Annotated in this window: 22 protein-coding genes; 19 read left to right on the top strand and 3 right to left on the bottom strand. The window is 56.1% G+C overall.

The annotated features are described in order from the left end of the window. Nucleotides 1-89 precede the first annotated feature (89 nt). The 9 genes from HMPREF1207_RS09570 to HMPREF1207_RS09530 all read left to right on the top strand — a co-directional run bounded on the left by HMPREF1207_RS09570 (nt 90) and on the right by HMPREF1207_RS09530 (nt 10,006). On the top strand, nt 90-698 hold the full coding sequence (locus tag HMPREF1207_RS09570) for a TetR/AcrR family transcriptional regulator (RefSeq protein WP_009676923.1): 609 nt from the start codon (nt 90-92) through the stop codon (nt 696-698). Continuing rightward, on the top strand, nt 688-1,275 hold the full coding sequence (gene folE, locus HMPREF1207_RS09565; protein WP_009676881.1) for a GTP cyclohydrolase I FolE: 588 nt from the start codon (nt 688-690) through the stop codon (nt 1,273-1,275). Before HMPREF1207_RS09570 ends, folE begins: the two co-directional genes overlap by 11 nt. Before the next feature lie 334 nt (nt 1,276-1,609). Then, entirely contained in the window at nt 1,610-2,716 is a 1,107-nt protein-coding gene (locus HMPREF1207_RS09560; RefSeq protein WP_009676929.1) for a putative 2-aminoethylphosphonate ABC transporter substrate-binding protein, read from the top strand. 71 nt (nt 2,717-2,787) lie between these two features. Beyond that, complete coding sequence (locus HMPREF1207_RS09555; protein ID WP_009676930.1) at nt 2,788-3,831, top strand: putative 2-aminoethylphosphonate ABC transporter ATP-binding protein; 1,044 nt, start codon at nt 2,788-2,790, stop codon at nt 3,829-3,831. 18 nt (nt 3,832-3,849) lie between these two features. Beyond that, nucleotides 3,850-5,610 (top strand): putative 2-aminoethylphosphonate ABC transporter permease subunit, encoded by a 1,761-nt coding sequence (locus HMPREF1207_RS09550; protein ID WP_009676895.1) that lies wholly within the window; start codon nt 3,850-3,852, stop codon nt 5,608-5,610. A gap of 120 nt (nt 5,611-5,730) precedes the next feature. Next, a complete protein-coding gene (gene phnX, locus HMPREF1207_RS09545; protein ID WP_009676892.1) occupies nt 5,731-6,573 on the top strand; it encodes a phosphonoacetaldehyde hydrolase in 843 nt (280 codons plus the stop codon). 43 nt (nt 6,574-6,616) lie between these two features. After that, nucleotides 6,617-7,744, top strand: a complete 1,128-nt coding sequence (gene phnW, locus HMPREF1207_RS09540; protein WP_085981309.1) for a 2-aminoethylphosphonate--pyruvate transaminase — start codon at nt 6,617-6,619, stop codon at nt 7,742-7,744. Nucleotides 7,745-7,809: 65 nt separating this feature from the next. Next, nucleotides 7,810-8,994: a saccharopine dehydrogenase family protein gene (locus HMPREF1207_RS09535; RefSeq protein ID WP_009676927.1), complete on the top strand. Its 1,185-nt coding sequence runs from the start codon at nt 7,810-7,812 to the stop codon at nt 8,992-8,994. A 226-nt stretch (nt 8,995-9,220) separates the two neighbouring features. Then, nucleotides 9,221-10,006 carry a DeoR/GlpR family DNA-binding transcription regulator gene (locus tag HMPREF1207_RS09530; protein WP_009676920.1) on the top strand — a complete coding sequence of 262 codons (786 nt, stop codon included), beginning with the start codon at nt 9,221-9,223 and terminating at the stop codon, nt 10,004-10,006. A 269-nt stretch (nt 10,007-10,275) separates the two neighbouring features. Here HMPREF1207_RS09530 and HMPREF1207_RS09525 read toward each other — a convergent pair whose 3' ends face one another. Beyond that, entirely contained in the window at nt 10,276-12,090 is a 1,815-nt protein-coding gene (locus HMPREF1207_RS09525; protein WP_009676900.1) for a Fe-Mn family superoxide dismutase, read from the bottom strand. Nucleotides 12,091-12,158: 68 nt separating this feature from the next. Beyond that, a complete protein-coding gene (locus HMPREF1207_RS09520) occupies nt 12,159-13,172 on the bottom strand; it encodes an alpha/beta hydrolase (protein WP_009676903.1) in 1,014 nt (337 codons plus the stop codon). 297 nt (nt 13,173-13,469) lie between these two features. Here HMPREF1207_RS09520 and HMPREF1207_RS09515 point away from each other — a divergent pair, with 297 nt between their 5' ends. From HMPREF1207_RS09515 to HMPREF1207_RS28670, 3 genes are all read left to right on the top strand, one after another. Further along, the gene (locus HMPREF1207_RS09515) at nt 13,470-14,210 is read left to right on the top strand and encodes an IclR family transcriptional regulator (protein ID WP_009676919.1); all 741 of its coding nucleotides are present in this window, start codon (nt 13,470-13,472) and stop codon (nt 14,208-14,210) included. A 429-nt stretch (nt 14,211-14,639) separates the two neighbouring features. Next, entirely contained in the window at nt 14,640-15,596 is a 957-nt protein-coding gene (locus HMPREF1207_RS09505) for a cation diffusion facilitator family transporter (RefSeq protein WP_009676890.1), read from the top strand. Nucleotides 15,597-15,841: 245 nt separating this feature from the next. Beyond that, nucleotides 15,842-16,045 (top strand): DUF1272 domain-containing protein, encoded by a 204-nt coding sequence (locus HMPREF1207_RS28670; protein WP_082211326.1) that lies wholly within the window; start codon nt 15,842-15,844, stop codon nt 16,043-16,045. 206 nt (nt 16,046-16,251) lie between these two features. Here HMPREF1207_RS28670 and acnA read toward each other — a convergent pair whose 3' ends face one another. Beyond that, complete coding sequence (gene acnA, locus HMPREF1207_RS09500) at nt 16,252-18,960, bottom strand: aconitate hydratase AcnA (protein ID WP_016423617.1); 2,709 nt, start codon at nt 18,958-18,960, stop codon at nt 16,252-16,254. Nucleotides 18,961-19,227: 267 nt separating this feature from the next. On the opposite strand from acnA, the gene HMPREF1207_RS09495 reads away from it, so the two are divergent. The 7 genes from HMPREF1207_RS09495 to HMPREF1207_RS09465 all read left to right on the top strand — a co-directional run bounded on the left by HMPREF1207_RS09495 (nt 19,228) and on the right by HMPREF1207_RS09465 (nt 25,652). Beyond that, entirely contained in the window at nt 19,228-20,250 is a 1,023-nt protein-coding gene (locus tag HMPREF1207_RS09495) for an amidase domain-containing protein (protein ID WP_009676924.1), read from the top strand. A 33-nt stretch (nt 20,251-20,283) separates the two neighbouring features. Continuing rightward, on the top strand, nt 20,284-21,423 hold the full coding sequence (locus tag HMPREF1207_RS09490) for a D-alanine--D-alanine ligase (RefSeq protein ID WP_009676909.1): 1,140 nt from the start codon (nt 20,284-20,286) through the stop codon (nt 21,421-21,423). 164 nt (nt 21,424-21,587) lie between these two features. Then, the gene (locus HMPREF1207_RS09485) at nt 21,588-21,911 is read left to right on the top strand and encodes a hypothetical protein (RefSeq protein WP_009676907.1); all 324 of its coding nucleotides are present in this window, start codon (nt 21,588-21,590) and stop codon (nt 21,909-21,911) included. Nucleotides 21,912-22,123: 212 nt separating this feature from the next. After that, the gene (uvsE, locus tag HMPREF1207_RS09480; RefSeq protein ID WP_009676914.1) at nt 22,124-23,125 is read left to right on the top strand and encodes a UV DNA damage repair endonuclease UvsE; all 1,002 of its coding nucleotides are present in this window, start codon (nt 22,124-22,126) and stop codon (nt 23,123-23,125) included. Between the two features lie 221 nt (nt 23,126-23,346). Then, nucleotides 23,347-24,123: an enoyl-ACP reductase FabI gene (gene fabI / locus HMPREF1207_RS09475; RefSeq protein ID WP_009676877.1), complete on the top strand. Its 777-nt coding sequence runs from the start codon at nt 23,347-23,349 to the stop codon at nt 24,121-24,123. A 207-nt stretch (nt 24,124-24,330) separates the two neighbouring features. Next, nucleotides 24,331-25,158, top strand: a complete 828-nt coding sequence (locus HMPREF1207_RS09470) for a hypothetical protein (RefSeq protein WP_009676873.1) — start codon at nt 24,331-24,333, stop codon at nt 25,156-25,158. After that, the gene (locus tag HMPREF1207_RS09465) at nt 25,158-25,652 is read left to right on the top strand and encodes a S24/S26 family peptidase (RefSeq protein ID WP_009676886.1); all 495 of its coding nucleotides are present in this window, start codon (nt 25,158-25,160) and stop codon (nt 25,650-25,652) included. The genes HMPREF1207_RS09470 and HMPREF1207_RS09465 overlap by 1 nt, the downstream gene beginning before the upstream one ends. Nucleotides 25,653-25,726 lie beyond the last annotated feature (74 nt).

Below are 25,726 nucleotides of genomic sequence, written 5' to 3'. Positions count from 1 at the left end.
TCCGCATGAAAGCGGCCGGGAATCCTGTTTCACAGGCTGCTCGGCCCTTTGAGTAGAACGGACCAGTATTATCCAGAGGTGGTTGGCTTATGCCCAGCAACAAAGATAAGATTATCGCTGCTGCCATGGAACTTTTTCACGAGCAAGGCTTTCAGGCTACGGGCCTGGAAGAAATTCTCTCCCGGTGCGGCGTGGTGAAAAGCAACTTTTACTACCATTTTAAGAGTAAGGAAGAGCTCGGCCGGCAAGTCATTCAGCAGAAGATCGCGCTGATGGAGGAGCAGATATTCGGGCCGTCGCTGGACAACCGGGCGCTCGGGCCGAAAGAGAGGCTGGGACGGCTGTTCCGCCTCATGCAGGTCTCGGCGGAAGAGCATGATTGCCGCAGGGGATGCTACATCGGCAACCTGGTTCTTGAATTGGGGGACCGGTACGAAGAACTGCGCCGCTTGCTGGTGGATTTTCTCGAAGACATAGAGAATAGAATCGAAGCCTGCCTGCAGGAAGGGGCAGCTAATCAAGAGATCAACCTTCATGGCATGAAAGCCAGGGAAACGGCCGTTGCGCTGACCGCACTGCTGCAGGGCGGCATGCTTCTCGGCAAAGCGCACCGCAGTAGTTTCGCGCTGCAGTACGGCGGCAAGCTGGTGAAACATATCATAGGGAACGGATCGGAAGGAGAGCAACATGCCGGCTAAAGAATACAAAAACACGAAAGTCGCGGATAACCGCGAACAGATTGAAGGGCATATCCGGGAAATACTTCGTCTGATCGGAGAGAACCCGGAACGCGAGGGGCTGCTGGATACTCCGGCGCGTGTAACCCGGATGTACGAGGAGATCTTCGCCGGATATGAGGCGGATTTTCGCGACGTACTCGGCGTAACCTTCGATGAGCAGCACGAGGAACTCGTTATCATCAAAGATATCGTCTATTACAGCCAGTGCGAGCATCATATGGCGCCGTTTTTCGGCAAAATCCACGTGGGTTACATTCCGAGCGGAAAGATAGCGGGCCTCAGCAAATTCGCCCGTCTGGTTGAAGCCATCACGCGCAAATTGCAGGTGCAGGAGCGGATTACTTCCCAGATCGCCAACACGCTGGACGAGGTGCTGGAGCCTCACGGCATTATGGTCGTCGTGGAAGGCGAGCATCTGTGCATGTGCTCCCGCGGCGTGAAGAAGCCCGGCAGCAAAACCGTCACGTCGGCCGTACGCGGCTCGTTCCGGACGGATTCCGCTTTGCGGGCGGAGTTTTTGTCGCTGATTAAGTAATTCCGCGGAAAAATGCGGGTGAACCTGCCGGACCGCTGCGGGAAAGTCAGGCGAACGTCTGATCCAAGCAATCGCAGGCAAAACAAAGTAAATAAGAACTTCGGCCCACCCGAAATTCAACTAGCAAGAAGGACAGTCTTAAAAAGGCTGTCCTTTTTTTGTTAGGTTCATCGTCTTAAATGCAACTAAAAACAATTAAATAAAATTAAACACACAATCTTTACTTGTATTTAATCGTGGGTTTACAAAACTTCTTTACCATAACAACTGTAAGAGAAATGAATCCAAACGCAGCTTATTCCATTTTACAAATTCGAGAGGATGAACGACGGTCATGAAAAAAACAGCTTCATTTTGCCTGACTCTTCTTATGGCGATTTCCCTTCTGGCAGGCTGCGGAAAAAGCGGCAGCGAAGCGGGTGCCGCGACCAAGCCACCGGAAAAGGCGGGAGGCAATGAGGGCTCTTCCCAATCGGGCGCTCTGAAAGGCGACCTGACGGTGTACACCGCACTGGAAGACGATCAGATTAAAGCTTACCTCGAATCGTTCAAAAAAACGAACCCGGATGTAAAGGTAAATATTGTCCGGGATTCGACGGGCATTATTACGGCCAAGCTGCTGGCCGAGAAGGATAACCCTCAAGCGGACGTCGTCTGGGGCGTTGCGGCGACAAGCCTGCTTGTGCTCGATCAGAACGGCATGGTGGAGGGCTACTCGCCCAAAGGGATCGAACGTGTCTCCCCGATGTTCAAAAGCACCGGCACTACGGCGAAATGGGTGGGCATCGACGCGTGGGAAACGGCTTTTATCGTCAATACGAAGGAACTTGAGAAAAAGAAACTTCCGGTGCCGAAGACATACCAGGATCTGATCAAACCCGAGTACAAAGGCATGATCGTGATGCCGAATCCGGCTTCCTCGGGAACGGGATTTTTCGATGTGACGGGTTGGCAGCAGCTCTACGGCAAAGGTCCGTCCTGGGAGTTCATGGACAAACTTCATAACAATATCGCCGTCTACACGCACTCCGGTTCCAAACCGGCCAAGATGGCGGCTGCCGGGGAATACCCGATCGGCATCTCGTTCGGTTACCGCGGCATCCAGGAGAAGAAGAAAGGCGCGCCGGTTGAAGTTGTATTCCCTCAGGAAGGCTCCGGCTGGGATGTGGAAGCGAACGCCTTGATGAAGAAGGCGGCGATTAAGCCCGAAGCGAAGGCGTTCCTGGACTGGGCGATCAGCGACGAGGCGATGAAAGCCTACAACAAGAACTATGCGATCATCAGTGTGAACGACGGTTCCGGCACAATTCCGGAAGGCTACTCCAAAGACCCGCTCAGCCAGCTCATCAAATACGACCTGAACGATGCCGCGAAGAATAGAGACGGCATTTTGAAAGAGTGGGAAAAACGCTACAACGCCAAGAGCGAGCCAAAATCCTAAAATAAAGCGGTAATCCCGCTTGCGGCAACAAGCCAGAACCGTTAAGCCGGCAGCCGGAAGGAGAGGAACACATGAATCAGGCTCACTTATCAATCCGGGGGATCCGCAAGACATTCGGTTCTTTCACGGCCTTGGACAGCATCTCCCTGGATGTCCGCAAAAATGAATTCGTCTGCCTGCTCGGCCCCAGCGGCTGCGGCAAAACGACGCTGCTCCGCATCATTGCCGGGCTGGAGCACCCGGACACGGGCGCGATATCGGCAGGAGGAAAAGACATCACCGCTCTTCCTCCGGCTCAACGGAATTTTGGCATGGTGTTCCAGTCGTATGCCTTGTTCCCGAACATGACGGCAGCGCAGAACATCGCGTTCGGCCTGAAGAGCCGGAGGCTCGGCAAACGCGATATCGCCGAGAAGGTGAGAGAATCGCTGGACCTGGTGGACCTCTGGGAGATGAGGGACAAGTACCCGTCCCAGCTCTCGGGAGGGCAGCAGCAGCGTATCGCGTTGGCGCGCGCCGTCGCGCTGTCCCCGGACTTCCTGCTGCTGGATGAGCCGCTGTCGGCGCTGGACGCCAAGGTGCGGCATAAGCTGCGCGGAGAAATCCGCGCGCTACAGGAGAAGATAGGCGTCACGACCATCATGGTGACGCACGACCAGGAAGAGGCGCTGACGATGGCGGACCGCATTGTGGTGATGAACAATGCGGAGGTCGCACAGATCGGCACGCCGAGAGAGGTTTACGAACGGCCGGCTTCGCCGTTCGTAGCCGATTTCATCGGCGCGATCAACTTCCTGGACGGAGCAGAGCTCCAGGAAAGGGGCTTGCGCGGCGCCGGCATGATGGCGGTCCGGCCCGAGCATATCGGCGCCGAAGAGCCCGGTTCGCGCGGCGGCATACCGGCCGTCGTCCGCGGCATCGAATTCCGCGGACCTTTCTATCACGTCATGCTGGACGTATTGGACAGCAGCGGGGAGCCGCTCGGACGCCCGATGACGATTCATGTGTCCGCCCAGCATTACCAGCAGTTGGGCCTTGAGAAGAATAAGAAGCTGTCGCTCCGCCTGCCTGAAGAACGGCTGATCGCCTTCGAGCCCCAGGCAGCAGCGAAGTAAGAGAAAGGAGTCCTTGTCATGATGATCGTACGCAGGGTGCAGAGCGCCGCCAGAGACGTTCGTTCCAGTCTTAAGAGAACGGGAGGAAGGGTCAGGCGCCGGCACGGCAAAGAGGAGCGGATGCAGCAGGCTCTGATCGCCCTCATGATCGCGGTGCTGGCCGTTACGGTGTTGCTGCCCCTGATCGGGTTGTTTTCCAAAGCGTTTTACGATAAAACGGGGCAATTTGCGGGTCTGGAAAACTTTGTCGTGTATTTCACGACACCGGCCCTTCTCCGTTCCCTGCTCCATACCTTGAACGTGTCTTTACTCACTACAGTCATCTCAGTCAGCCTCGCGTTCTTGTATGCATATGCGCTGACCCGTACGGATATCAAAGGCAGGACACTTTTCCGCTATATCGCGCTGCTCCCGCTTTTTGCCCCGACGATGATGCACGGCATCGGTCTTATTTATTTGTTCGGCAACCAGGGGCTGGTGACGACCGGTTTGTTCGGTCTTCTGCCCGCCGGGCTGGATATCGGCTTGTACGGTCCGGTCGGAATCGTACTGGCGGAAGTGGCTTACACCTTTCCTCAGGCGATGATGATCATACTCGTGTCGCTGGCGGTAACCGACAACCGGTTGTACGAAGCGGCCGAAACGCTTGGGGCGGGGAAGTGGAGAACATTTCTGAGCGTAACGCTGCCAAGCGTGAAATACGGCGTCATCAGCGCTCTGTTCGTCTGCTTTACGATGAGCTTTACGGATTTCGGCGCCCCGAAAATCGTCGGGGGCAACTACAATGTGCTTGCAACGGATATTTACAAGCAGGTGATCGGCCAGCAGAACATGACGATGGGCGCGGCCGTAGGCATCCTGCTTACACTGCCGGCTATTCTGGCTTTTGCGGTGGACCGTTTCGTGGAACGCAGGCAGAAGGCGCTCGTTTCCTCCAAATCGGTTCCCTATCGGATTCAGAAAGGAAGCTGGCGCAACGCCGTGTTTTACGTGATTTGCAGCTTGATCGGGGGCGCCATCCTGCTCCTGCTGGGCGCCGTAATTTTCGCTTCCGTGATTAAGGTGTGGCCCTATGATTTATCGTTTACGTGGAATCATTTCGATTTCACATCCGTGGCCGGCGAAGGGCTGGCTCCTTTCTGGAACAGCATGCAGGCGGCTCTCTATACCGCTTTGATCGGTACGGCGGTTACATTCATTTTCGCTTATCTAATTGAAAAAGTGCGCCACTGGCACGCTCTGCGGCAGTTTGCTTATTTCCTGTCGATTCTGCCGCTCGCGCTGCCGGGAATGGTGATCGGGCTTGCTTTTATTTTCTTCTTCAACCGGCCGGACAATCCGCTAAACGGGATCTACGGCACCATCTGGATCGTCGTTCTGGCCAACATCGTGCATTTCTATGCGGTTCCTTTTATTACGGCGACAGCCTCGCTCAAGAAACTCGATAAGGAGTTCGAGACGGTTTCGGCATCGATGCGTGTTCCGTTCTACCGGACATTCGCACGGGTAACGGTTCCCATGTCTCTGCCGGCTGTCCTGGAAATGTTCGTTTATTACTTTGTGAATTCCATGGTAACCGTGTCGGCAGTCGTGTTTCTGTACTCCGCCGATTTCAAGCTGGCTTCGGTTGCCATTGTCAATATGGACGATGCGGGGGATACCGCCCCGGCCGCCGCCATGTCCGTCCTCATTCTGCTGACCAACATTGTCGTGAGGATCGGCTATGAGCAGCTTACGAAAGTGATGCGGAACCGGGCTTCCGCCTGGCAGCGGAAATAATTTTTTAACAGGTTTGAACGTTATCCCGATAAAATATCAACGCCTTTACTTCATCAAACCGAAAGCGGAGCCGGATAGGCGGAGGATCCGCGACGGCCCGTTACCAGGAGGAGACTCGACATGATCAAAGCCGTCATTATGGACTGGGCAGGCACGACTGTAGATTACGGCTGCTTTGCTCCCTTGAATGTTTTTATAGAAATATTTCGCCGCAAAGGCATAGAAATTACGCAGGAGGAAGCACGCGGACCGATGGGGCTCCTTAAATGGGATCACATCCGTGAGATTACGAAAATGCCTCGCGTGGCCGACCTTTGGGAACAAAAATTCGGCAGCCGCCCCGACGACCGCGACGTGGATACCTTGTATGCGGATTTCGAGCCGCTCTTGTTCGCTTCGTTGCGCAATCACTGCGAGCCGATCCCCGGCGCGGTGGAACTCATGGGAAGACTGCGCGAACGCGGGATCAAGATCGGGTCCACAACCGGTTATACCGAGGAGATGATGGACATCGTTGTGGAGGAAGCCGGCAGAAGAGGCTACCGTCCCGATGTGCTCGTGACGCCTACGGAGATGCCCGCGGGCCGTCCGTATCCCTGGATGATCTACGAGAACTGTATCCGTCTCGGCGTTTACCCGCTTCATCATGTCGTTAAAGTCGGAGATACCTTGAGCGACATCCGGGAAGGCCTGAACGCAGGGGTTTGGACGGTCGGGATTGTGCTCGGCAGCAGCGAGCTCGGGATGAGCGAAGCGGAGGTATCCGCCTGCCCGCCGGAAGAACTAAAGCGCAGATGCGAGGAAGTGCGCGAGAGATTTTATGAAGCCGGGGCCCACTATGTGATTGAATCCGTCGGCAAGCTGGATGCGGTGCTGGAATTGATTGAGGCGAGACTAAAAGCCGATGCGGTCGCCCCTGCAGGTACGGCTGTATCTGCGCCGGAAGGTGTACGGCATGCATAAGGGGGAAGCGGAAATGGTACAGACGGACACCATGTACTCGGCGATGCCGGACAACGAATACCTGCTGCTGACGCCCGGACCTTTAACGACGACGAAACGCGTCAAAGCGGCCATGCTGCGGGATTGGTGCACCTGGGACCGGGATTATAACGGACTGGTCCAGGATATACGCGCCCGCCTTGTCGCTTTGGGTGCAGGACGTGCGGAGGGCTACACCTGCGTGCCGATGCAGGGCAGCGGAACGTTCTGCGTGGAGTCTGTCATCGGCTCTGTTATCCCGCCAGGAGGCAAGCTGGCGGTGCTCACGAACGGGGCTTACGGAGACCGTATCGCCCAGATGGCACGCGTACTCGGCATCGAAACGGCCGTTCTCGATTCGGGAGAGCTCAGCCCGGTCAGTCCCGGCGAGCTGGAGGAACTGCTTCGGCGGGATGAGACGATTACCCACGTGGCGGTCGTTCATTCGGAAACGACGACGGGCATGCTGAATCCGATAGCCGAAGTAGGCGCCGCAGCCAAGAAATACGGCAAAACCTTTATCGTCGATGCCATGAGTTCGTTCGGCGGTATTGAAATGGATATGAGCGAGCTCAATATCGACTTCCTGATCAGCAGCGCCAACAAGTGCATTCAGGGCGTTCCGGGCTTCGGCTTTGTGCTGGCCCGCACGGAGGAACTGAAGCGCTGTGAAGGGCAGGCAAGGTCCCTGTCGCTGGATCTGTATGACCAGTGGAACACGATGGAACGGCAGTCGGGCAAGTGGAGATTTACATCTCCCACGCACGTGGTTAGAGCTTTTCACGAAGCGCTTAAAGAGCTGGAGGACGAGGGGGGCATCAAGGCCCGCTGCGAACGTTACACCGAGAACCAGCGCACGCTGGCCGAAGGGATGGAAGCGATCGGGTTCCGGCCGCTGTTGGACCCGTCCGTGCAGTCTCCTTTTATCACTTCTTTTTACTATCCCGATTCGTCGGACTTCACGTTCCTTGCCTTTTACGAGGAATTGAAAAAGAACGGGTTCGTCATTTATCCCGGTAAAATATCCGCCGCCCAGACTTTCCGAATCGGATCGATCGGCGATATTCATCCGGCCGATATGCAGCGGCTTGTACGCACAATAGCGGACGTCACGGGAGGCGCTGCGGTAACAAAGGATGCAGCCCGGAACTAAGGCGGGAGAGCGGGATTTAAAGTGAACGGGACAAGCGGAATGATCACTTGCGGGGAGGATTCGTCATGAAAGTATTTTGTCTGGGCGGAGCGGGCCGGATTTGCAGGGAAGCGATCCTGGATCTTGTCCAGTATTCCGTATTCGAGCAAATTACGGTCGCCGATTTTAACGAAGAGGAAGGACGCAAGGTCGTGCGGGAGCTGAACGATCCACGTGTGGAATTCATAAAAGTGAACGTTTATGACAAAGAAACGACCGTCGCACAGATGCGGGGCTACGATATCGTCATGGACGGTACGGCGATCACGCTTAACGGCTTGTCTACGGCGTGCATAGCGGAAGCGGGCTGCCACGGCATCAACCTGAACGGCTTCGGGGACGAAGACGCTTCGGCGGCTCTGTTCGAGCGGTACGGCAAAACTTGCGTACCCGGTTTCGGCATGACCCCGGGCGTCACCCAGATGATGGCGATGCACGCCGCTTCGCAGCTCGATACGGTGGATACCGTCCGCGTCAGCCACGGGTCTTACCGGCCGATCGCTTTTTCGAGGTCCATTACGGAAACGACGACCTATGAGTACGATCCGAACCTTCCGGGCCGCGTCGTGTATGAAAACGGGCAGTTCATCCAGGTGCCGCCTTTTGCGCGTCCCCGTGAAATCCGGCTCCCCGAGCCTTACGGCACGTCGGTTCAATATATCATCCCGCATGCCGAAACAAAGACGCTGGCAAAGGCTCTGGCGAAGAAAGAAGTCCGTCTGATCGAAGTCCGCGGTACTTGGCCGCAGCCGAATATGAGGCTCGTCAAGGCTCTCTATGAGTATGGGTTTATGCGCAACGACAAGATACGGGTCAACGGCGCGGAAATCGGCATCATGGACTGCATCAGCGAATATTTGTACCACTCCCGCGAAGGCGCGGAGACGGAGCTGTACGGCTACGCACTGCATATCGAAGTCACCGGCGTTAAAAACGGCGTGCCGATGCGGCTGACGCTTACGCATACGCATCCGGCCTCCGACGGCTCCGTGCCGGGCTGGGAAGGACTTCGCGCCTACACCCGCAATGTGGGCATCCCGATGGCCATTGCGGCCGTCATGATCGCGGAAGGGCGGGTCAACGGCGCGGGCATCCTGACGCCGGAAGAAGCTTTCGAGCCGCAGGCGGTCTTCGCCGAGCTGGAGAAGCGAGGCATCCGCATCCATCAGGCCACGGAAGTGCTGATGGAACGGGAGCCGGTCCAGGCATGAGCGCAGCCATATCTTTCCACTCCGTTCCGCTCGGCTGCGCAGTTGATTTTGTACGAAGGCACAGAATAAAAGACGAACGGCCGATCATCAAGCGGCTGACCGTATGGATTGATCCGTCCGGAACTCATCATGGGTGCCGTATCCATAAAAGGCTGTCGCCCTTCCACAAGGTTGGGTATAATGAATCCGGAAACTATCACAGAACCGAAAGAACGGAGGCGGGCATGTGTCTCTAGTAGGGGAAGAACGCAAGGAACACATCCTCCACTTGCTCAATCTTCACAATAAAGTCCGGACACACGAACTGGTGGAGCATTTCGAAGTTTCCTCGGAAACGATCCGGCGCTATCTGGAGGAGCTGGAGCAGGAAAACAAACTCAAGCGCGTGTACGGCGGGGCGGTCAAGTTTGACTTGATGAGGGAAGAACCTTCCCCCTTTAACCGGGAAGTCACGAAAGCGGAGGAGAAGAAGCGGATCGGCCGGGCGGCCGCCGCGATGGTCCGGGACAACGACGTGATCGTCATCGACGACGGAACGACGACCCTGCAGATGATCAATTATTTGGCGAATACACGGAATTTGACCGTTCTGACGCCGTCGGTGCCTGCCTTGTCTCTGCTTATCGAATACAAGAACAAAGAAATGTTCTCCGGGGACATTTATTTTATCGGGGGCAAAATCAATGCGAAGCATTACCGTGCATCAGGCTCGGTAGCCGAGAGTATGATGGAATCTTTCTACGTGGACAAAGCGTTCGTGGCCGTCGACGGGCTCCATCCGCAAAGCGGGTTAACGAGCTACGATGCCGAGCGGGGGCTTCTCGTCCGGAAGTTTATGGAACATGCGGCCCAGACAGTCGCGCTGATGGATCATACGAAGAACGGCAAGACGCACTTCTACAAAATTTCGGATCTGAAAGAAATCCACGCGGTTATTTGCGATACGGAGCATCCACCCGAGTGGAACGGAGATTTCGAGGCGATAGACACGAAGTGGATTGTGGCGGAATAACCCGCCAGGACGGCGCGCGGTGTTAGGCGTCGCATGACGGTGGTCAACTACATGCAGGAATAAGGGAGGATGGCTCTGTAAGCCGTCCCCCTTCTCAAGAAGGTCTTGTCCCAAAATAGTGTTCGCACGGTAGGTCGGTATCCCCAATGGAAAACGAAAAGATCTCAAACCCACCGCAAGGTGGAGATGAGATCTTTTTTTATAGAAACATTTGATTGAAGTGGGGCGCGTAAAATCAAAATTGACTTTGTAACGGCCCCTTCGCCGCTTTAATAGGGAAGCCAAGTGAGCTTGCTGACGGGCTCGAATCGTTCATTGACATGATCCCAGTTGACGACTTTCCACCAGTCTTCGATGTATTTGGCCCTGTTGCTTTTATGTTTGAGGTAATAAGCGTGTTCCCACACGTCAAGCACCAGCAAAGGAATAACGTCCCATTGGGAAAGGTTCTGGTGTTTTTCCGCCTGCAAAATTTCAAGCCGGTGGCTGCGCGGGCTCCAAACCAGAATAGCCCATCCGCCGCCTTCCACTTTCTTGGCGGCTTCGGTGAACTGCTTCTTGAACCGGTCGAAGCTGCCGAACGATTTGTTGATTTCGGCGGCAATGGGACCGTAGGCTTTCCCGCCGCCGTTCGGTTTCATGATGTTCCAGAAAATCGTGTGCAGGTAATGGCCCGCGCCGTTGAAAGCCAGCTCCCGCTCCCAGTGCTTGACGAGATCGAAGTCTCCGCTGTCGCGGGCTTTCGCAAGCATCTGCTCGGCCTTGTTGAGATCATCGACATAGGCTTTGTGATGCTTGTCGTGATGCTCGCGCATGGTCGCCTCGTCGATATGAGGCTCCAGAGCGTTGTAGGCGTACGGCAGGGGAGGAAGCTTGTGCCCGCCTATCGGCACGGGCTTGTAGGGCGACAGAGCCGGGACGGTCTGCCCCTGCCCCGAAGCATGGGCCGGAGGCGGCGCTGCACCGCTCTGTGCCGCCATATCGCTTAGGGGCGGACGGTCGCCTTCCGTGCGCGTGTCCCAGGGGCCTTCCGGCCCGACAGGTCCGATCCCCGCGCCGGGATAAGCGGACGGTCCCGGCGTGTAGCTCGCCGGAGGACCGGGCACCCCGACGCCGAAGCCGGGAGGCACACCCGTTCCGGGTGTGGGGCCCACGCCCTGCGGGACGGGAAAGCCCGGGCTGCCGGATGAGTAACCCGGAGGGGTATACCCGGGGTATCCGACAGGATCGGGGCCGTCCGAATCGTGGCCGGGGACGGGCACGCTGTAGATCCCGTACTGTCCCGGACCGGTTCCGGGACCGGCTCCTCCGCCGCCCGGCCCCGGCGTGCTGACGCCTTCCAGCGAGCTGCCGGCTCCGCCGATGGAGGTACCGGGCAAGTCATGGCCGTCCGGGTTGTTCTCGGACCTGCCGAAGCCCGCCCCGGGCAAGATTACGCCGCCCGGCCCGTAATAGCCGGGAGCGCCCCATGCTCCGGGCGCTCCCCATGCTCCGGGCGCTCCCCATGCTCCGGGAGCGCCGCCCGGACTCCCGGGCGCCCCGAAAGCGCCCGGACCGTCCCCGGCTTGGCCCGCGTAGCCGCCAAGGCTCGAATGAGCGCCCGGCGGCCATTGGCCCGGTACGCCGAAGCCCCAGCTCCCCGTACCGTAGGGGCTGCCCTTCTGGGCGGTTTCAAGGCCTTTGAGCGTGCCGAGGAAGTACTCCGACTCGCGGATAATATGCTCGATGACCGTTTTGACAACGGGATTCGAGCTGACGGGTTTGCTTTCTTTTTCTACAATCTGCAAAAACTCGATAAATTGAACCGACTGCTTGGTGGAGACATCGATCAACTGACGCAGCTGCTGCTGAAGGAAGGGATCGGTGGGATTTTGAGTGCGGATCGCCCATTCTACCCATTGTACGGCTGCCGCCTCCGTCTTGGCGAAAACTTCCTCCCACTCCTTGAGCGCCTGCACATAGGCCGGCTCCAGCGCAGGGACCAGTTCGCGGATAACGACGGTATGCTCCTTCTCTTGGGTTTTCCAGAAACGGATTTCTTCTAAAATTCTAAGCGGCATCAAGCTGCCGTAGACCGAAAGCATCAGGACTAACCTCCCCGGAATCAACGTTATTCCTATCTTTATTCAAGGGAGGGATTGGCCTATTCTACTTACATTTCAACAAAACCCGATTCCGAAAGCTGGGGACGGGAGATTGTTTTCAGGAACCCGAAGGTGCGGGTGATGTATTCGTCGGGTTTCGCCGAGTAAATCAGTTCGTGTTTGCCGGTCGGAAGCACCCAGTAGTTGCTGAACACGTTGTGCTGATTTTTATAGACCTGTTCGGCAATTTCATGCGGGGCCCGTTCATCTTCATCGCCGTGAATGAAATAAATCGGCATCGGATATTCATGAGTAGTGACGGCCTGATACGGAATCTGATTCATGTTAACCCCGTTAAGAAGCGGGAAAAATACACGGACAAGAGGGAGCGAAGGGAATTTAGGAATATTTACATACTGTTTCATATTATGATAAAGCGTATCGGGATTGAGCAGGAACGTGCTGTCCAGAATCATGCCGTCGATATCTTTGGTCTGCAGGGCGGCCTGGAGGGCTGTGCCCGCTCCCATGGAGAAGCCCCATACATAGACGCGCTCGGAGCCTTTTTCTTTAATATAATTAACGGCCCCAAGAAGCTCTTTGGATTCCTGGATACCGGCCGTAACGATCCGGTCGTTTTCGGGATGGACGTAGCCGTAATCGAACATCAGCACGTTGTATCCGCTGTCATGAAGCTTTTTGGCAAGAGAATAGATGGGAACCCACAGTTCTTCGCGGTTGCCGCCGTACCCGTGCGAGAAAATGACCGTCTGGGAGGAAGCTTGTGCCGTCGGAATGTACCAGCCGCTAAGCGTGCTGCTGCCGTTCGAACTGGGAAATGTAACGTTCTGATAAGGCAGACCGACCGCTTTCGCAGGGTTCGAGCTTAACGGCGCAATGGTAGGCCGAGCCAGCGTCCAGGCGATAAAACCGTGGAAGCCGAGGATCAGACTGGAACAGAGCACGAAGAAGCAGAGAAGAGAAAGCAGGACAGCCTTCTTGCGTCGCGAAAACGATTTAACCGGAATATGATCCAGCGGTGCGGGTTGAAGGGGAGTCGAGTTAACGGGATGCATGCTCATATAGGTTCCCTCCTTTGGAGAATGGGTCTTTGTAGGAGAATTTAGTTAGTAGGAACCTGAATAATTAGAAGGTTTATAATTAACTAAATATTCTGAAAAGGACCTCGTGGTACTCTTATATTATGTCAACTTACACGCTTCGTCAATATGTGCAACACAATGTTAATTGTCTTGTAATCTCGCTGTAATACAAGGCTTTCGGGCGGTTTTTTCCTTTGCCTTTCGAGGGTTCATCAAGTATAATAAAAGAAACAGAGTTTCACTATGTGAAACAAAAATAGGCGGTGGTGAAACCCGATGGAGGAAGCAAAATCGACCGTCCGCGCCGTGGAACGGGCACTGGATGTACTCCTGTGTTATACCGACGCAACCGAACTGACGTTAACGGAGATTTCATCCAAAGTCTCTTTGCATAAAAGCACGGTTTACCGTCTCCTTGCGTCCCTGGAGGCGAAGGGATTCCTTGTGAGGGAGTCCGACGGAGACAAATACAGGCTCGGCTTCAGCATCTGGGAACTTGCCGCGCACATGTCCCAGAGCGACGACCCCGGCATGATCCTGCTGCCGGAGATGGAACGCTTGCGCGATCAGGTGAACGAGACGATCTCGCTGTACGTGCGAGACGGCCGGGAACGCGTACGCGTCCAGGCCGTGCAGAGCAACCACGCGATCCGGCGGGTCGCGCCGATCGGTGCGAGAATGCCCCTGTTCGTCGGGGCATCGAGCAAGATCCTTCTCGCCTTCGGCGAGGCGGAGGTGCAGGAACAGGCGATGCTGGAGGCCGAGCTTGCGGGCATCCTGCGGGAACCGTTCCTGCAGCAGCTTCACGAGACGCGGAAGGCGGGCTACGCCACCAGCGTCGAGGAGCGCGAACCGGGAGCGGCGGCGCTTGCCGCTCCGGTTTTTAACCGCGCGGGCAAGCTCGTGGCCGCGCTGGCGGTGTCGGGGCCGTCCAACCGGCTCACGCTGGAGGCCATGCTGGAGCAGGCTCCGGTCGTGATGGAGGCGGCCCGGCGGATGGGCACCATGCTGAGATAGCGCGGCATGGGGGTTGTGCGGACACAGGAAACAAGATGGCCGGAGAGGGACTGCGGGAGAAGCATCGGAGGGGATACCGGAGAACGGCCGGGACTACCGAAGAACAACCGGGAGACTACCGAAGAACAGCCGGACAACCGACTGCCGGAGGCATTCTTCAACCTGAAGGTCCTGTCCGGGATCTGGAGCGGGTTAGGCCCGCGGCCGGCCTGCTGTTTCAAACCCTTCCGCGGAAGCGTATCAATAGATAAGGCCAGCTGAGCCCTCGCCAGCTGGCCTTCGCTTGCCCGTGCGGGAAAGGGGAGGGAAAGCATGCTCCCTTTCCGAGAGGCCGTTTTCCCCAATATTCGATTGAGGAAGGCGCGTACAGGAATTTTTTTCCACCGTGGGGGCAATACTAGATCGGAACATACGGAAGGGGACGGGTTGATGGAACAGCGCAAGTCGATGATTGCGATCTGGATCAGCCTGATTAGCAATGTCGTCCTAACGGGCATCAAGCTGGTCGTCGGCTGGTTGTTCGGCAGCCAGGTTCTGATTGCAGACGGAATACATAATGCCGGAGACGTGATTGCCACGGCAACGGCTTACAGCTCCATGCGGATTTCCAACCGCCCGGCCGACCACGATCATCCTTACGGGCACGGCAAAGCGGAGGTGCTCGGCTCGGGGGCCGTCGCGCTTCTGCTGGGCGCCGCGGCAATCTATATGGGGTATCATGCGGTTATGGCGCTTTTAGAGCCGCCTGGCGAAGCTCATGTCCTCGCTCTGGTCGCGGCGGTTATTTCCCTGGTCTGGAAGCAATGGCTGTACGTATATACGATGAGGCTGGGCAGGGCCGCGAACAGCAAAGGCCTTATTGCCACGGCTTACGATCATCTGGCTGACGTTTATGCTTCCATTGCCGCTTCTGCGGGGATCGCATTGGCCCTGGCCGGGGATTACTTTGATATTCCTTTCTTGGCCTACGGGGATCCGGCAGCCGGAATTATCGTCTCTTTTCTCGTCATCAAGCTCGCTTATACGATGGGGACGGAAGCGGTCAATATTCTAATGGAAACGAACGTCGAGGACGCCAAGCTGCAGCAGTATAAGGAGATCATTGAGTCGTTTCCCGACGTCAAACGCATCGACCGGCTGCGTGCCCGCGAACACGGTCATTACATACTCGTTGATGCGCGGATCGGGATTATGGGCACGTTAACGATTCAGCAGGGGCACGATATCGGGCGCAGCATCAAGGAAGCGATCCGGGCCAAGCATCCCGAAGTGGACGAGGTGCTTGTGCATCTGAATCCTTGGTACCCGGATGAGGAACATAACCCGGATGCCGGCCGGATCCCTCATTCAAAAGCAGCAGCTAACCCGGTTAACGGAAAAAAGTGAAAAATAACGAAGACGGCATTCCTGCGGAAGGAAGGGCCGTCTTTTTCTATGCCATACAAAGCGGATCTTATGAACGCCGCTGCCTGAATTTAAAATTTAAGTTTTGCACGGCCTTTTACTAAAATTTATAAGATCGCTGCGCCTCTAAAGGTTTAGAAGATGTCTGTATGCGGCGGCTTTTCTTTTATACACTGAAGTTAGATCAAAGCATCGAGGATCAAATTCGTGTTAAAGGGGATATGGATATGGGTCTTGCCATGAAAACGGATTGCCAGATTTGCGGGCACACGCTTGACGCTCGGTCGGAAGCTTACATTTGCGTGCATGAATGCACATTCTGCAAAAATTGCACGGAAGAGAGAGGTCACATCTGCCCTAACTGTTCGGGAGAATTGGTGCGAAGACCGCGTACGCCGTTAACTGAGGCAGCAGCTTGTCCACTAGGCTAGGAAGAGCGAGAAGAGAAGCGCGAGAGATAGCTCATGTCCTTGATTGTTAAGGACAGAAGAGGGTCTCAGGAAGCATAGAGTTGAGGGCATGCTCCTCTTTTTAGCGCCGTTTGAGCTTAGAAGAATGAGGAACGCAGCATTTCTAACGCAAAAAAGAGAGCCCGAGGGCTCTCTTTTTTTGTTTACTGGTTACTAAGCGTTGGTTTTTAGTACATCATTTGACGGAGTACGGTTTGCAGGATACCGCCGTTACGGTAGTAATCCACGTCCACCATGCTGTCCAAACGAACGATAGCTTTGAACTCGAACGACGTGCCGTCTTCACGGGTAGCCGTTACGGTTACTTGCTCGCCTGGCTGCACATCGTTGGACAAGCCGGAAATCTCGATCGTTTCGCGGCCGGTCAGACCAAGCGTTTTCCATCCTTGACCTTCGAGGAATTGAAGCGGAAGTACGCCCATACCTACCAGGTTGCTGCGGTGAATACGCTCGAAGCTCTCTGCGATAACGGCTTTGACGCCCAGCAGAAGCGTACCTTTGGCCGCCCAGTCACGGGAGCTTCCGGTTCCGTACTCTTTACCCGCGATAACGACGAGGGAAGTGTTTTTATCCTGATAGTTCATCGAAGCATCGTAAATCGACATCACTTCGCCTGTCGGCAGGTAAGTCGTTACGCCGCCCTCGGTGCCCGGAGCCACTTGGTTACGGATGCGGATGTTCGCGAACGTACCGCGCATCATGACTTCGTGGTTACCACGGCGGGAGCCGTAGGAGTTAAAGTCTTTTTTGTCCACGCCATGCTCGATCAGGTATTTGCCCGCAGGGCTGTCTACCTTGATGTTACCGGCAGGAGAGATGTGGTCCGTCGTAACGGAGTCGGCAAGAAGCGCAAGCGTTTTGGCGCCGCGGACGTCTTTGATGTCGTCCAGGGACTGGCCAAGGTTTTGGAAGAACGGAGGCTCTTGAATGTAAGTGGAGTTTTTGTCCCACTCGTACAGCTCGCCTTCCGGTACCGCGATTTGGTTCCAGCGCTCGTTGGCACGGAACACGTCTTTATATTTCTCGCGGAAAGCTTCGGCCGTAACGGCTGTCGCGACAGCTTCCTCGATTTCTTTGTTGCTCGGCCAGATGTCTTTCAGGTAGACAGGCTCGTTGTTCGTGCCGTAGCCGATCGGATCTTTCGTCAGATCGATGTTCACGTTGCCTGCCAGCGCGTAAGCGACAACCAGCGGCGGGGAAGCGAGGTAGTTCGCTTTAACCTGTGCGTGAACGCGGCCTTCGAAGTTACGGTTACCGGACAGAACGGCAGCGACCGTCATGTCGTTGTCGGCAACGGCTTGGCTCACTTCGTCCGGAAGCGGACCGGAGTTACCGATACAAGTTGCGCAGCCGTATCCCGCTACGAAGAAGCCAAGATCTTCAAGCGGTTTAAGCAGGTTGGCTTTCTCCAGATAGTCGGTAACGACCAGGGAACCCGGAGTCAGGGAAGTTTTCACGTAAGCCGGCGTTTTCAGGCCGCGCTCGACGGCTTTCTTCGCGAGAAGGCCCGCACCGAGCATAACGTTCGGGTTGGATGTATTTGTACAGCTCGTGATCGCTGCAATTACAACGGCGCCCGTGCTCATTTTGGCTGTTCTGCCGTCCGCGTATTTCACTTCGACTTCTTCGGCGATTTTCTCGTCGGACAGGCCGTATCCGCCTTTGTCTACAGGCGTACGCAGGATGTCGTTGAAAGATTCTTTCATCGCCGTCAGCTCGACGCGGTCTTGAGGACGTTTAGGGCCTGCAAGGCTCGGTACAACGGTGGACAAGTCGATTTCGATTACATCGGAGTAGATCGGCTCTTCCGAGTCTTTCGTACGGAACATGCCTTGCGCCTTATAGTAAGCTTCAACGAGAGCGATCTGCTCTTCGCTGCGGCCTGTGTTTCTCAGGTATTCCAGCGTGCTGTTGTCAACCGGGAAGAAACCTACGGTTGCGCCGTACTCAGGAGCCATGTTGGCAACCGTCGCACGGTCGGACAGGACGAGGTCGTCAAGGCCGGGACCGAAGAACTCGACAAATTTACCGACAACGCCCTTCTTGCGAAGCGTTTGAGTGACGGTGAGGGCAAGGTCGGTCGCCGTTGCGCCTTCGGCAAGACGTCCGGTCAGTTTGAAGCCGATAACTTCAGGCGTTACGAAGTACAGCGGCTGTCCGAGCATACCGGCTTCGGCTTCGATACCGCCAACGCCCCAGCCTACGATACCGAGACCGTTGATCATGGTGGTGTGGGAGTCGGTACCTACCAGGGAGTCCGGATATACGGTCGTTTCACCGTCTACGGTTTTGGTAGCCGCAACGGAAGCGAGATACTCCAGGTTTACCTGGTGAACGATACCGGTCGCCGGAGGTACGGCACGGAAGTTATCGAATGCGGTTTGCGCCCAGCGCAGGAAGCGGTAGCGCTCTTCGTTACGCTCGAATTCAAGCTCCATGTTGGTTTCAAGCGCCATACCGTTACCGAAAGCGTCGACCATAACGGAGTGGTCGATTACGAGGTCAACCGGTACGAGCGGGTTAATGCGTTTAGGGTCTCCGCCTGCGCGTGCAACGGTGTCTCTCATGGCCGCGAGGTCAACTACGACCGGTACGCCGGTAAAGTCCTGCAGGACGATACGGGCAGGAATGAAAGGAATTTCTTTGTTGTGGTCGGCGTTCTCGTCGCCCCAAGTTGCGATTTGCTTCACGTGTTCGTCCGTGATGGCGCGGCCGTCGTATTGGCGGATTGCGGCTTCAAGCAGAACTTTAATGGAGAAAGGCAGTTTGGAAATTCCGGCGAACTGCTGCTGGAGATCCTGCAGGCTGTAGTAGTGGTAAGATTTACCGCCTACCGTCAGCTGCTTGCGTACGTTAAAAGCGTCTTTTTGCGGCATTGCAAAGCCTCCCTTATGATCTTTGAATGGCGAATTGAAATTTGTCCGTGTCTTACGTTTGGTTGGTTGGTGGTGTTTCATCTGATGAAACTCAATTTCATATTTCGCTATATCCTTAGTATACCGTGTTCCCCCTGCCGCGTAAAGAATAAAATGACTCATTTTTATTTGAAATTTTTCATATATTTAAGCGAATATCCACGCGGATTATCCATGCGTATAAGGCCGGTCCCCGTAACGGACTGTAGGCTCTTGGGAGGGAAAGGCATGTCCTGGAAAACAGCGCTGTACGATTATCTGCACGCACGCAATACGGCGGAAACGGAAGCGTCGGCCGGAGTGCTGGCAAACGTGGTGGAAGACGAACGGTTCAGCCGGGAAACCGACGCCCGGTATCACCGGCTGATCGAAAGCCGCAAAGAACGCGGAGTCAAGGCGCTGCGTGGAGAAATGCGGCTTAAGCTTCAGCATGTGCACGAACACGAGGAAGGCGTTACCGCGGATGTCGAGTGCCAGCGGCAGTTTTTTTACGAACAAGGGGGCAGGGAGCGGAAGGAGTGCATCGTCATCCGGGAACGGGTCGGCTTGATCCGTAAGGGATCGCGCTGGATCATCGCGCAGATTTCGGCCCGGGAGAGCGAGCGGGAAAAAACGAGACAATCCTACTCCTGGCTGGCGGAGGAAGGAATTTACACGCCCGAAGGTGAAATCTCCTCGTCGCAGCCCTACCTGAATTATAGTATACTGAACCATGTCGGAACTTACCCCGAAAGCCGGAAGAAGCTTTACGATCGCGACAAAGCGGTCAAATATGCGGACACCTGGTGGAACCGGTACAATCCGGCTTTTATTGAATTTGAAGTGGACTGCACAAGCTACGTCTCCCAATGTCTCTTTGCAGGGGGGACACCGATGAACTATACTGGGAAAAGAGGCGCCGGCTGGTGGTACGCGGGCAAGCAGGGCAGCCGCGAGTTCTGGAGTTACAGCTGGGCGGTCGCCCAGGCTCTTCAGCTTTACGTGCCCGCTTCCCGCAGAGGGCTGAGCGGAACGCTCGTTTCCTCGGCCGCCGAACTAAGGCCGGGCGATTTTATCAGCTATGACTGGGACGGAGACGGACGTTTTCAGCACAATACGTTCGTGACCGCACTGGATGCGAGCGGCATGCCGCTCGTGAATGCGCATACCGTCAGCAGCAAGCACCGCTACTGGGATTATAAGGACTCGTACGCGTGGACGGATAAAACCCGGTACGCCTTTGTCCGTGTTTCGGATGAAATGGATGGATAAATAAAGATGATCGAAATCAGGCGGAGGGGAAACATGAGCCGGAAATTGCGGATAGGACTGATCTATGGCGGTAAATCCGGGGAGCATGAGGTATCTTTGCAAACCGCGCATGCCGTCATTGGAGCATTGGATGCATCGAAGTATGAAATTACTCCTTTCTATATTACAAAGCAGGGGGAATGGCGCCGGGGAGCGGCTCTGAACGGCCGCGTGGAGCGCAAGGAGCTGCTCGCTTTCGACGCTTCCGAGGGCGAAGCGGCGGGTGCGGCTCTGGCTCCTTTCTTCTCCGGCCTTACGAGCCAGGCGGGCGGGGTAATGGCCGAAGTGGCCGCTGCGGGTGAAGCCGCCCGGACGGAAGCCGTCGATGTCGTGCTGCCGCTGCTGCACGGCACCTTCGGAGAGGACGGCACCATCCAGGGGCTGCTTGAGATGGCGAACATTCCGTACGTTGGAGCGGGCGTGCTCGCCTCGGCCGTCGGAATGGACAAAGTCGCCATGAAGAAAATGTTCGCGCAGGAGGGGCTCCCGCAGTGCGTGTACCGGCACTTCACCCGCTCCCAGTGGGAGAAGGATCAGCCGTTCTTCCTGATGGAAACCGAAATTTCCATCGGCTATCCGTGCTTCATCAAGCCGGCCAACCTGGGTTCGAGCGTGGGTATTTCCAAAGCCCGCAACCGGCAGGAGCTGATCGAAGCGGTGGAGTATGCCTTCCAGTTCGACCGGAAGGTGATTGTGGAAGAGTTCGTGGACGCGCGGGAGATTGAAGTCGCCATCCTCGGCAACGAAGAGCCGCTGGCCTCCGTTCCGGGCGAGATTGTATCTTCCAGCGAGTTTTACGACTACAAGGCCAAATACGTCGACGGCAAATCGACGATGGTCATTCCGGCGGATCTGCCGGAAGAAACCGCCGCGCAGATTCAGGAGCTCGCCGTCCAGGCATTCCAGTCCATCGACGGATCGGGCCTGTCGCGGGTCGATTTCTTCCTGACCCGGACGGACGGCCAGATTTATATCAATGAGATCAACACCATGCCGGGCTTTACCCCGTTCAGCATGTATCCCCTTCTCTGGAAGGAATCCGGCAAACCTTACGCGGAGCTGCTGGACGATCTCATCCGGCTTGCGCTGGAACGCCACGCGGCCAAACAGCAAATCAAATATACGGTGGAGTAACGGCTTGGCCGGACACCGTTTTCGCATGCAGGGGAGCAGGTTGCCGTCCGCAGGTACAACCCCGCGGGCCCGGGGAAACCGGAGGCTGACGATGACGCCGGAGAGCGGCTTTCCCGTATGCTCTTTTAGCAACGACTACTATTTCGATCAGCCGGGAGGGCGCTATGGGCTTTCAGACCGAATTTAATTCCGTATGCAAATTCAAATCCGAGCAGGAACTGTACGAGCTGTTGGAATACGGGCGCTGCAAGATGCGCAAAAGCGGGTTTCGCGTATATCCGACCGGCCAGAAAGTAATCGCGTATTCGCCGGCCAACGAGGCGGTGGCTATCGTAAAGATCAGCGCTTCCATTGCGGAAATCACTTTTCAGGGGGATGAAGTTACCCTCGTGGAAATGGATCTGGTGCGCAAGCTGACCGAGGAAGAGGCGCGCGTGCAGACCGCGTTGGCCCACGAGATGTTTTTCGGCGAACAAGGAAGCCAGTAAGAAGCGACCGTTTCGGACAATCCTTTTCGTTGTATACCATGAATATGAAAAGCAGCTTTGATCTCGGCCCCGGTTGAGAAAACGGCTGCTTTTTGTTTTGGGCCGCTGAAATTTCGGATCGTTAAAATTTTGCCTCCATAAATATAGTAGCCTTTTATTCGGGGCATCTTATCACTAAAGACCAATCAGGAGCAAGGATGTGACCAACGGCCATGATCGTACGCTTGGGGTATGTGGCGATGTCCACGGAAGTGAAGAATGCGTCCCCGTCCAAGACGATGACGGCAACGCTGTTCGGCCAGTTGAATGACCGGGAAGCCGCTGTCCGCAAGCTGGAGAGAATAGGAGCCGAGAACCTTCACAATACGCTCCGGTTGCTTAGGCATAACCGCGCTTACGATATCAAGGTGTACCGCTATTCGTCCAAATTGATTCCCTTGCTGGGCCATGACATGCTGGAAGGCTGGGATCCGATCCCGGCTCTTGCCGAGGAATTTAAAGAAGTGGGGGATTACGCCAAGCTGCACGGAATGCGGACGAGCTTCCATCCCGATCACTTTACGGTTCTCAGCACCCCCCGCAAAGATGTCCTGCTCAAGTCTTATGCGGACCTTGAGCGGCATGCCGCGATGCTGGAGGCAATGGGACTCGGAGAGGACGCCAAGCTCAACATCCACGTAGGCGGAACTTACGGAGACAAACCGAAAGCGGCCAAGCGGTTTCTGGCTCATTTTGCCGATTTGAACGAAAGCGCCCGGCGCCGTCTCACTCTGGAAAACGACGACAAAACGTTCACCGCCCGCGAAACGCTGGAAATTTGCGAGAAGGTCGGAGTGCCCATGGTGCTCGATGTCCATCATCATCAAGTGAATAACGAGGGGGAGGACATTCTGGAGCTGTGGCCCCGGATACAGGCGACATGGGAAGGGCAGCTCTGCGTCTCGCTTCCGGATAGCGCGGATCAGCCGCTGCCGCCCAAAATCCATGTGTCGAGCCCCAAGAACGATAAAGACATTCGAAGCCATGCGGATTACGTGGAAGCCGGACCTTTGCTGGAATTTTTCAGAGGCATTGCCGGGATCACTCCGCGGCTCGACGTTATGATTGAAGCCAAAATGAAGGACGCCGCCCTTTTTCGTCTGATGAAGGATCTGGAACCGGAAAAAGACGTAGACATACTGACAGAGGCTTCCGTGCAAATAAACGTTCCGTAGGATCGTGCCGGAAGCGATGAAGGCAAGGGAATCGGTCTCTGCGAGATGATGGCCCACATAGGCTGCGATTTTTCGCTTAAATCTATAAAAACCTCCGGAATTCCGCGTTAATCCGGTAACGGTGCATGTTTTTGCCGTGTTCTTCTTGTCTTTGCCGGTCAAATGGGGTACCTTGTTAAAGTGAAGGATTGTCCAATTTCGAACCGAGAGGAGATTGTCGAATGACGACATCGGGTTTATTGAACGGCAAGAACATTCTGGTTATGGGGGTTGCCAATGACCGCAGCATCGCATGGGCGATTGCGCAATCTTTGGCGGCTCAAGGCGCGCGCCTCGCATTCACTTATGAGAGCGAGCGTGTGGAAGAGCGTGTACGCAAATTGGCCGGTAATATTCCGGATTCGCTTATTTTGCCCTGCAACGTAACGGTAGACGAAGATCTCGTACGCCTGGCTGATACGCTCAAAGGCGAGTTCGGCGTTCTGCACGGAGTGGTGCACAGCATCGCGTTCGCACGCACGGAAGAGCTGGAAGGCATGTTCGTGGATACTTCCCGCGACGGCTACGCTCTGGCACAGGACATCAGCGCATTCTCGCTGGTTGCGGTGTCGAAGCACATGTATCCGCTGATGACGGAGGGCGGCAGCATCATGACGATGACCTACCTCGGCGCGGAACGCGTTATGCGCAACTACAACGTGATGGGCGTGGCCAAAGCGGCGCTGGAAGCAAGCGTACGTTACCTGGCAGCCGATCTTGGCCAGCACGGTATCCGTGTGAACGGCATTTCGGCCGGTCCGATCCGTACCCTCGCCGCCAAAGGCATTAAAGATTTCAACTCCATCCTGCATCAGGTGGAAGAGAAAGCTCCGCTGCGCAAAACGACGGAAACGGCGGAAGTCGGCGATACGGCCATGTTCCTGATGAGCCATCTGTCCCGCGGCATTACCGGCGAAATTATTCACGTAGACGGCGGTTACAACATCGTAGGCGCGTAAAGCTGCGCTGCCTGCAAGGAATAGTCCTTCCGAAAATTTGCAACTCCATACATACATGAAGACCCCTTTGGGCGGTTACACCTTGAGAGAATGGAAAGGTGTGCGCCGTCTGTGGGGGTTTTTGTGTTTTTTGTTGTTGTGAAGCGGTCCGATATCAGGTAAAATTTATGAAAATCAAGCTTATTTTGCAAAAAGAGAGGACCTTCCATGACGCGTTTTTTGACCCGGATCGGAAATGAGCGGATCGGCATTGAAACGGACTCCCCGGTACTCGGTGAGTGGTTGAGAGAATCATTTGATAGAGGCTTCGGGGACGACGGGGAAGAGCCGCGTCTGCGGCTGAACATAAAGGGCGGCTACGGCGTGCCGTTTGTCGATTTCGACGTTGCCGCGGAGAAGCGCGGCGGGAAGGTTATCTATACCCGGGCCGATTACCGGATCGAAGCCGACGAGGATCTTAAGTCGGCTTCCGTGGCGGTTCAGGACGAGTTCGCGCTGAAGCATGCGCTGATGAACGTCTACAGCGCTTTCCTGATCCGCAACGGGCTGGGCCTGCTGATGCACTCTTCGTGCGCCGTTCAGGACGGCAGGGGCTACTTATTCGCCGGGCCGTCCGGAGCAGGCAAATCAACGGCCGCGCTGCTGTCCAGGCCGCGTGTCCTGCTCAGCGACGAGGCGACGGTGATCGCCCTTCCCGAAGCGGGACCGGACGGCGGAGCCGAGGCGCTGGCGTACAACTCGCCTTTCCGCAGCGATTCGCGCTGGGATATCGGCGATGGCGTTCCGGCCGCTCCGCTGGAGGGGATGTACGTGCTCAGGCAGTCGGAGGAAGTCCGGACGGAGCCGATGAAAGCGGCGGATGCTCTGCCGATTGTCATGAGCCAGGTCTTCTTCTGGACGACGGGGGCAGAGGAGACCCGCACGGTGATGCAGCTGTGCATGCGTTTCCTGGAACGGGTACCGGTCCACGAGCTTTTCTTCCAGAAGAACGATCTCTTCTGGAATGTCATTGCTCCCCGGAAGGCCGGCGTCTGATGGGCGGAGAGGTCCATAGCCGCCTCGGCAGCGAAGGACTCGGCGCCGAGGCGCTTGTCGTGAGGCGCGCCCTGGAGCTTAAAGGGCGCGTGGAGATTCCGTCGCGCGGCACGAGCATGCGGCCGCTGATCCGCGAGGGCAGCGTCTGCACGTTCGTGCAGGCGAGCGCCGCGGATCTCCGGAGAGGCGATATCGTCCTCTTCCAAGGGGAAGAGGGAGGGCTTATCGCCCACCGTCTGATCCGCCGTGGAGGAGAAGGCCCGCAGGCTCCGCTGCTCTGCAAGGGCGACGCGAACATCGGCTTCGATCCGCCTGTGCCCGCCGCGAAGGTGCTGGCCCGGCTGGAGACGATAAGCCGGGAAGGCCGCGTATCGTCGAGGCTCTCGCCAGGCTTCCGGATCTGGGGCCGGATCATGACGGCTTTTCCGGTACTTTCGCGGGGATTCCGTCTAGCTTCGCGGGTTGCGGGAAGGCTGCGCGGGCAGAAAAATTGACCGGTGGATGAATGTACGGCGTACGCGGCTTTATTTTTTGGCAGATCCTACGAGGAAATTTGGGTGAAACGATG

This window comes from Paenibacillus sp. HGH0039 (assembly GCF_000411255.1).
Taxonomy (GTDB): Bacteria; Bacillota; Bacilli; order Paenibacillales; family NBRC-103111; genus Paenibacillus_F.
This window is presented reverse-complemented; position numbering and strand designations above follow the sequence as displayed.

Bases quoted from the DNA above. Each gene is read 5' to 3' on its own strand.
- phnX (WP_009676892.1), top strand. From the start codon at position 5,731: ATGATCAAAGCCGTCATTATGGACTGGGCAGGCACGACTGTAGATTAC.
- HMPREF1207_RS09550 (WP_009676895.1), top strand. From the start codon at position 3,850: ATGATGATCGTACGCAGGGTGCAGAGCGCCGCCAGAGACGTTCGTTCC.
- uvsE (WP_009676914.1), top strand. From the start codon at position 22,124: ATGATCGTACGCTTGGGGTATGTGGCGATGTCCACGGAAGTGAAGAAT.
- phnW (WP_085981309.1), top strand. From the start codon at position 6,617: ATGCCGGACAACGAATACCTGCTGCTGACGCCCGGACCTTTAACGACG.
- HMPREF1207_RS09495 (WP_009676924.1), top strand. From the start codon at position 19,228: ATGTCCTGGAAAACAGCGCTGTACGATTATCTGCACGCACGCAATACG.
- HMPREF1207_RS09465 (WP_009676886.1), top strand. From the start codon at position 25,158: ATGGGCGGAGAGGTCCATAGCCGCCTCGGCAGCGAAGGACTCGGCGCC.
- HMPREF1207_RS09560 (WP_009676929.1), top strand. From the start codon at position 1,610: ATGAAAAAAACAGCTTCATTTTGCCTGACTCTTCTTATGGCGATTTCC.
- HMPREF1207_RS09490 (WP_009676909.1), top strand. From the start codon at position 20,284: ATGAGCCGGAAATTGCGGATAGGACTGATCTATGGCGGTAAATCCGGG.
- HMPREF1207_RS09535 (WP_009676927.1), top strand. From the start codon at position 7,810: ATGAAAGTATTTTGTCTGGGCGGAGCGGGCCGGATTTGCAGGGAAGCG.
- HMPREF1207_RS09520 (WP_009676903.1), bottom strand. From the start codon at position 13,172: ATGAGCATGCATCCCGTTAACTCGACTCCCCTTCAACCCGCACCGCTG.
- HMPREF1207_RS09470 (WP_009676873.1), top strand. From the start codon at position 24,331: ATGACGCGTTTTTTGACCCGGATCGGAAATGAGCGGATCGGCATTGAA.
- fabI (WP_009676877.1), top strand. From the start codon at position 23,347: ATGACGACATCGGGTTTATTGAACGGCAAGAACATTCTGGTTATGGGG.
- HMPREF1207_RS09485 (WP_009676907.1), top strand. From the start codon at position 21,588: ATGGGCTTTCAGACCGAATTTAATTCCGTATGCAAATTCAAATCCGAG.
- HMPREF1207_RS28670 (WP_082211326.1), top strand. From the start codon at position 15,842: ATGGGTCTTGCCATGAAAACGGATTGCCAGATTTGCGGGCACACGCTT.
- acnA (WP_016423617.1), bottom strand. From the start codon at position 18,960: ATGCCGCAAAAAGACGCTTTTAACGTACGCAAGCAGCTGACGGTAGGC.
- folE (WP_009676881.1), top strand. From the start codon at position 688: ATGCCGGCTAAAGAATACAAAAACACGAAAGTCGCGGATAACCGCGAA.
- HMPREF1207_RS09555 (WP_009676930.1), top strand. From the start codon at position 2,788: ATGAATCAGGCTCACTTATCAATCCGGGGGATCCGCAAGACATTCGGT.
- HMPREF1207_RS09570 (WP_009676923.1), top strand. From the start codon at position 90: ATGCCCAGCAACAAAGATAAGATTATCGCTGCTGCCATGGAACTTTTT.
- HMPREF1207_RS09505 (WP_009676890.1), top strand. From the start codon at position 14,640: ATGGAACAGCGCAAGTCGATGATTGCGATCTGGATCAGCCTGATTAGC.
- HMPREF1207_RS09525 (WP_009676900.1), bottom strand. From the start codon at position 12,090: ATGCTTTCGGTCTACGGCAGCTTGATGCCGCTTAGAATTTTAGAAGAA.
- HMPREF1207_RS09515 (WP_009676919.1), top strand. From the start codon at position 13,470: ATGGAGGAAGCAAAATCGACCGTCCGCGCCGTGGAACGGGCACTGGAT.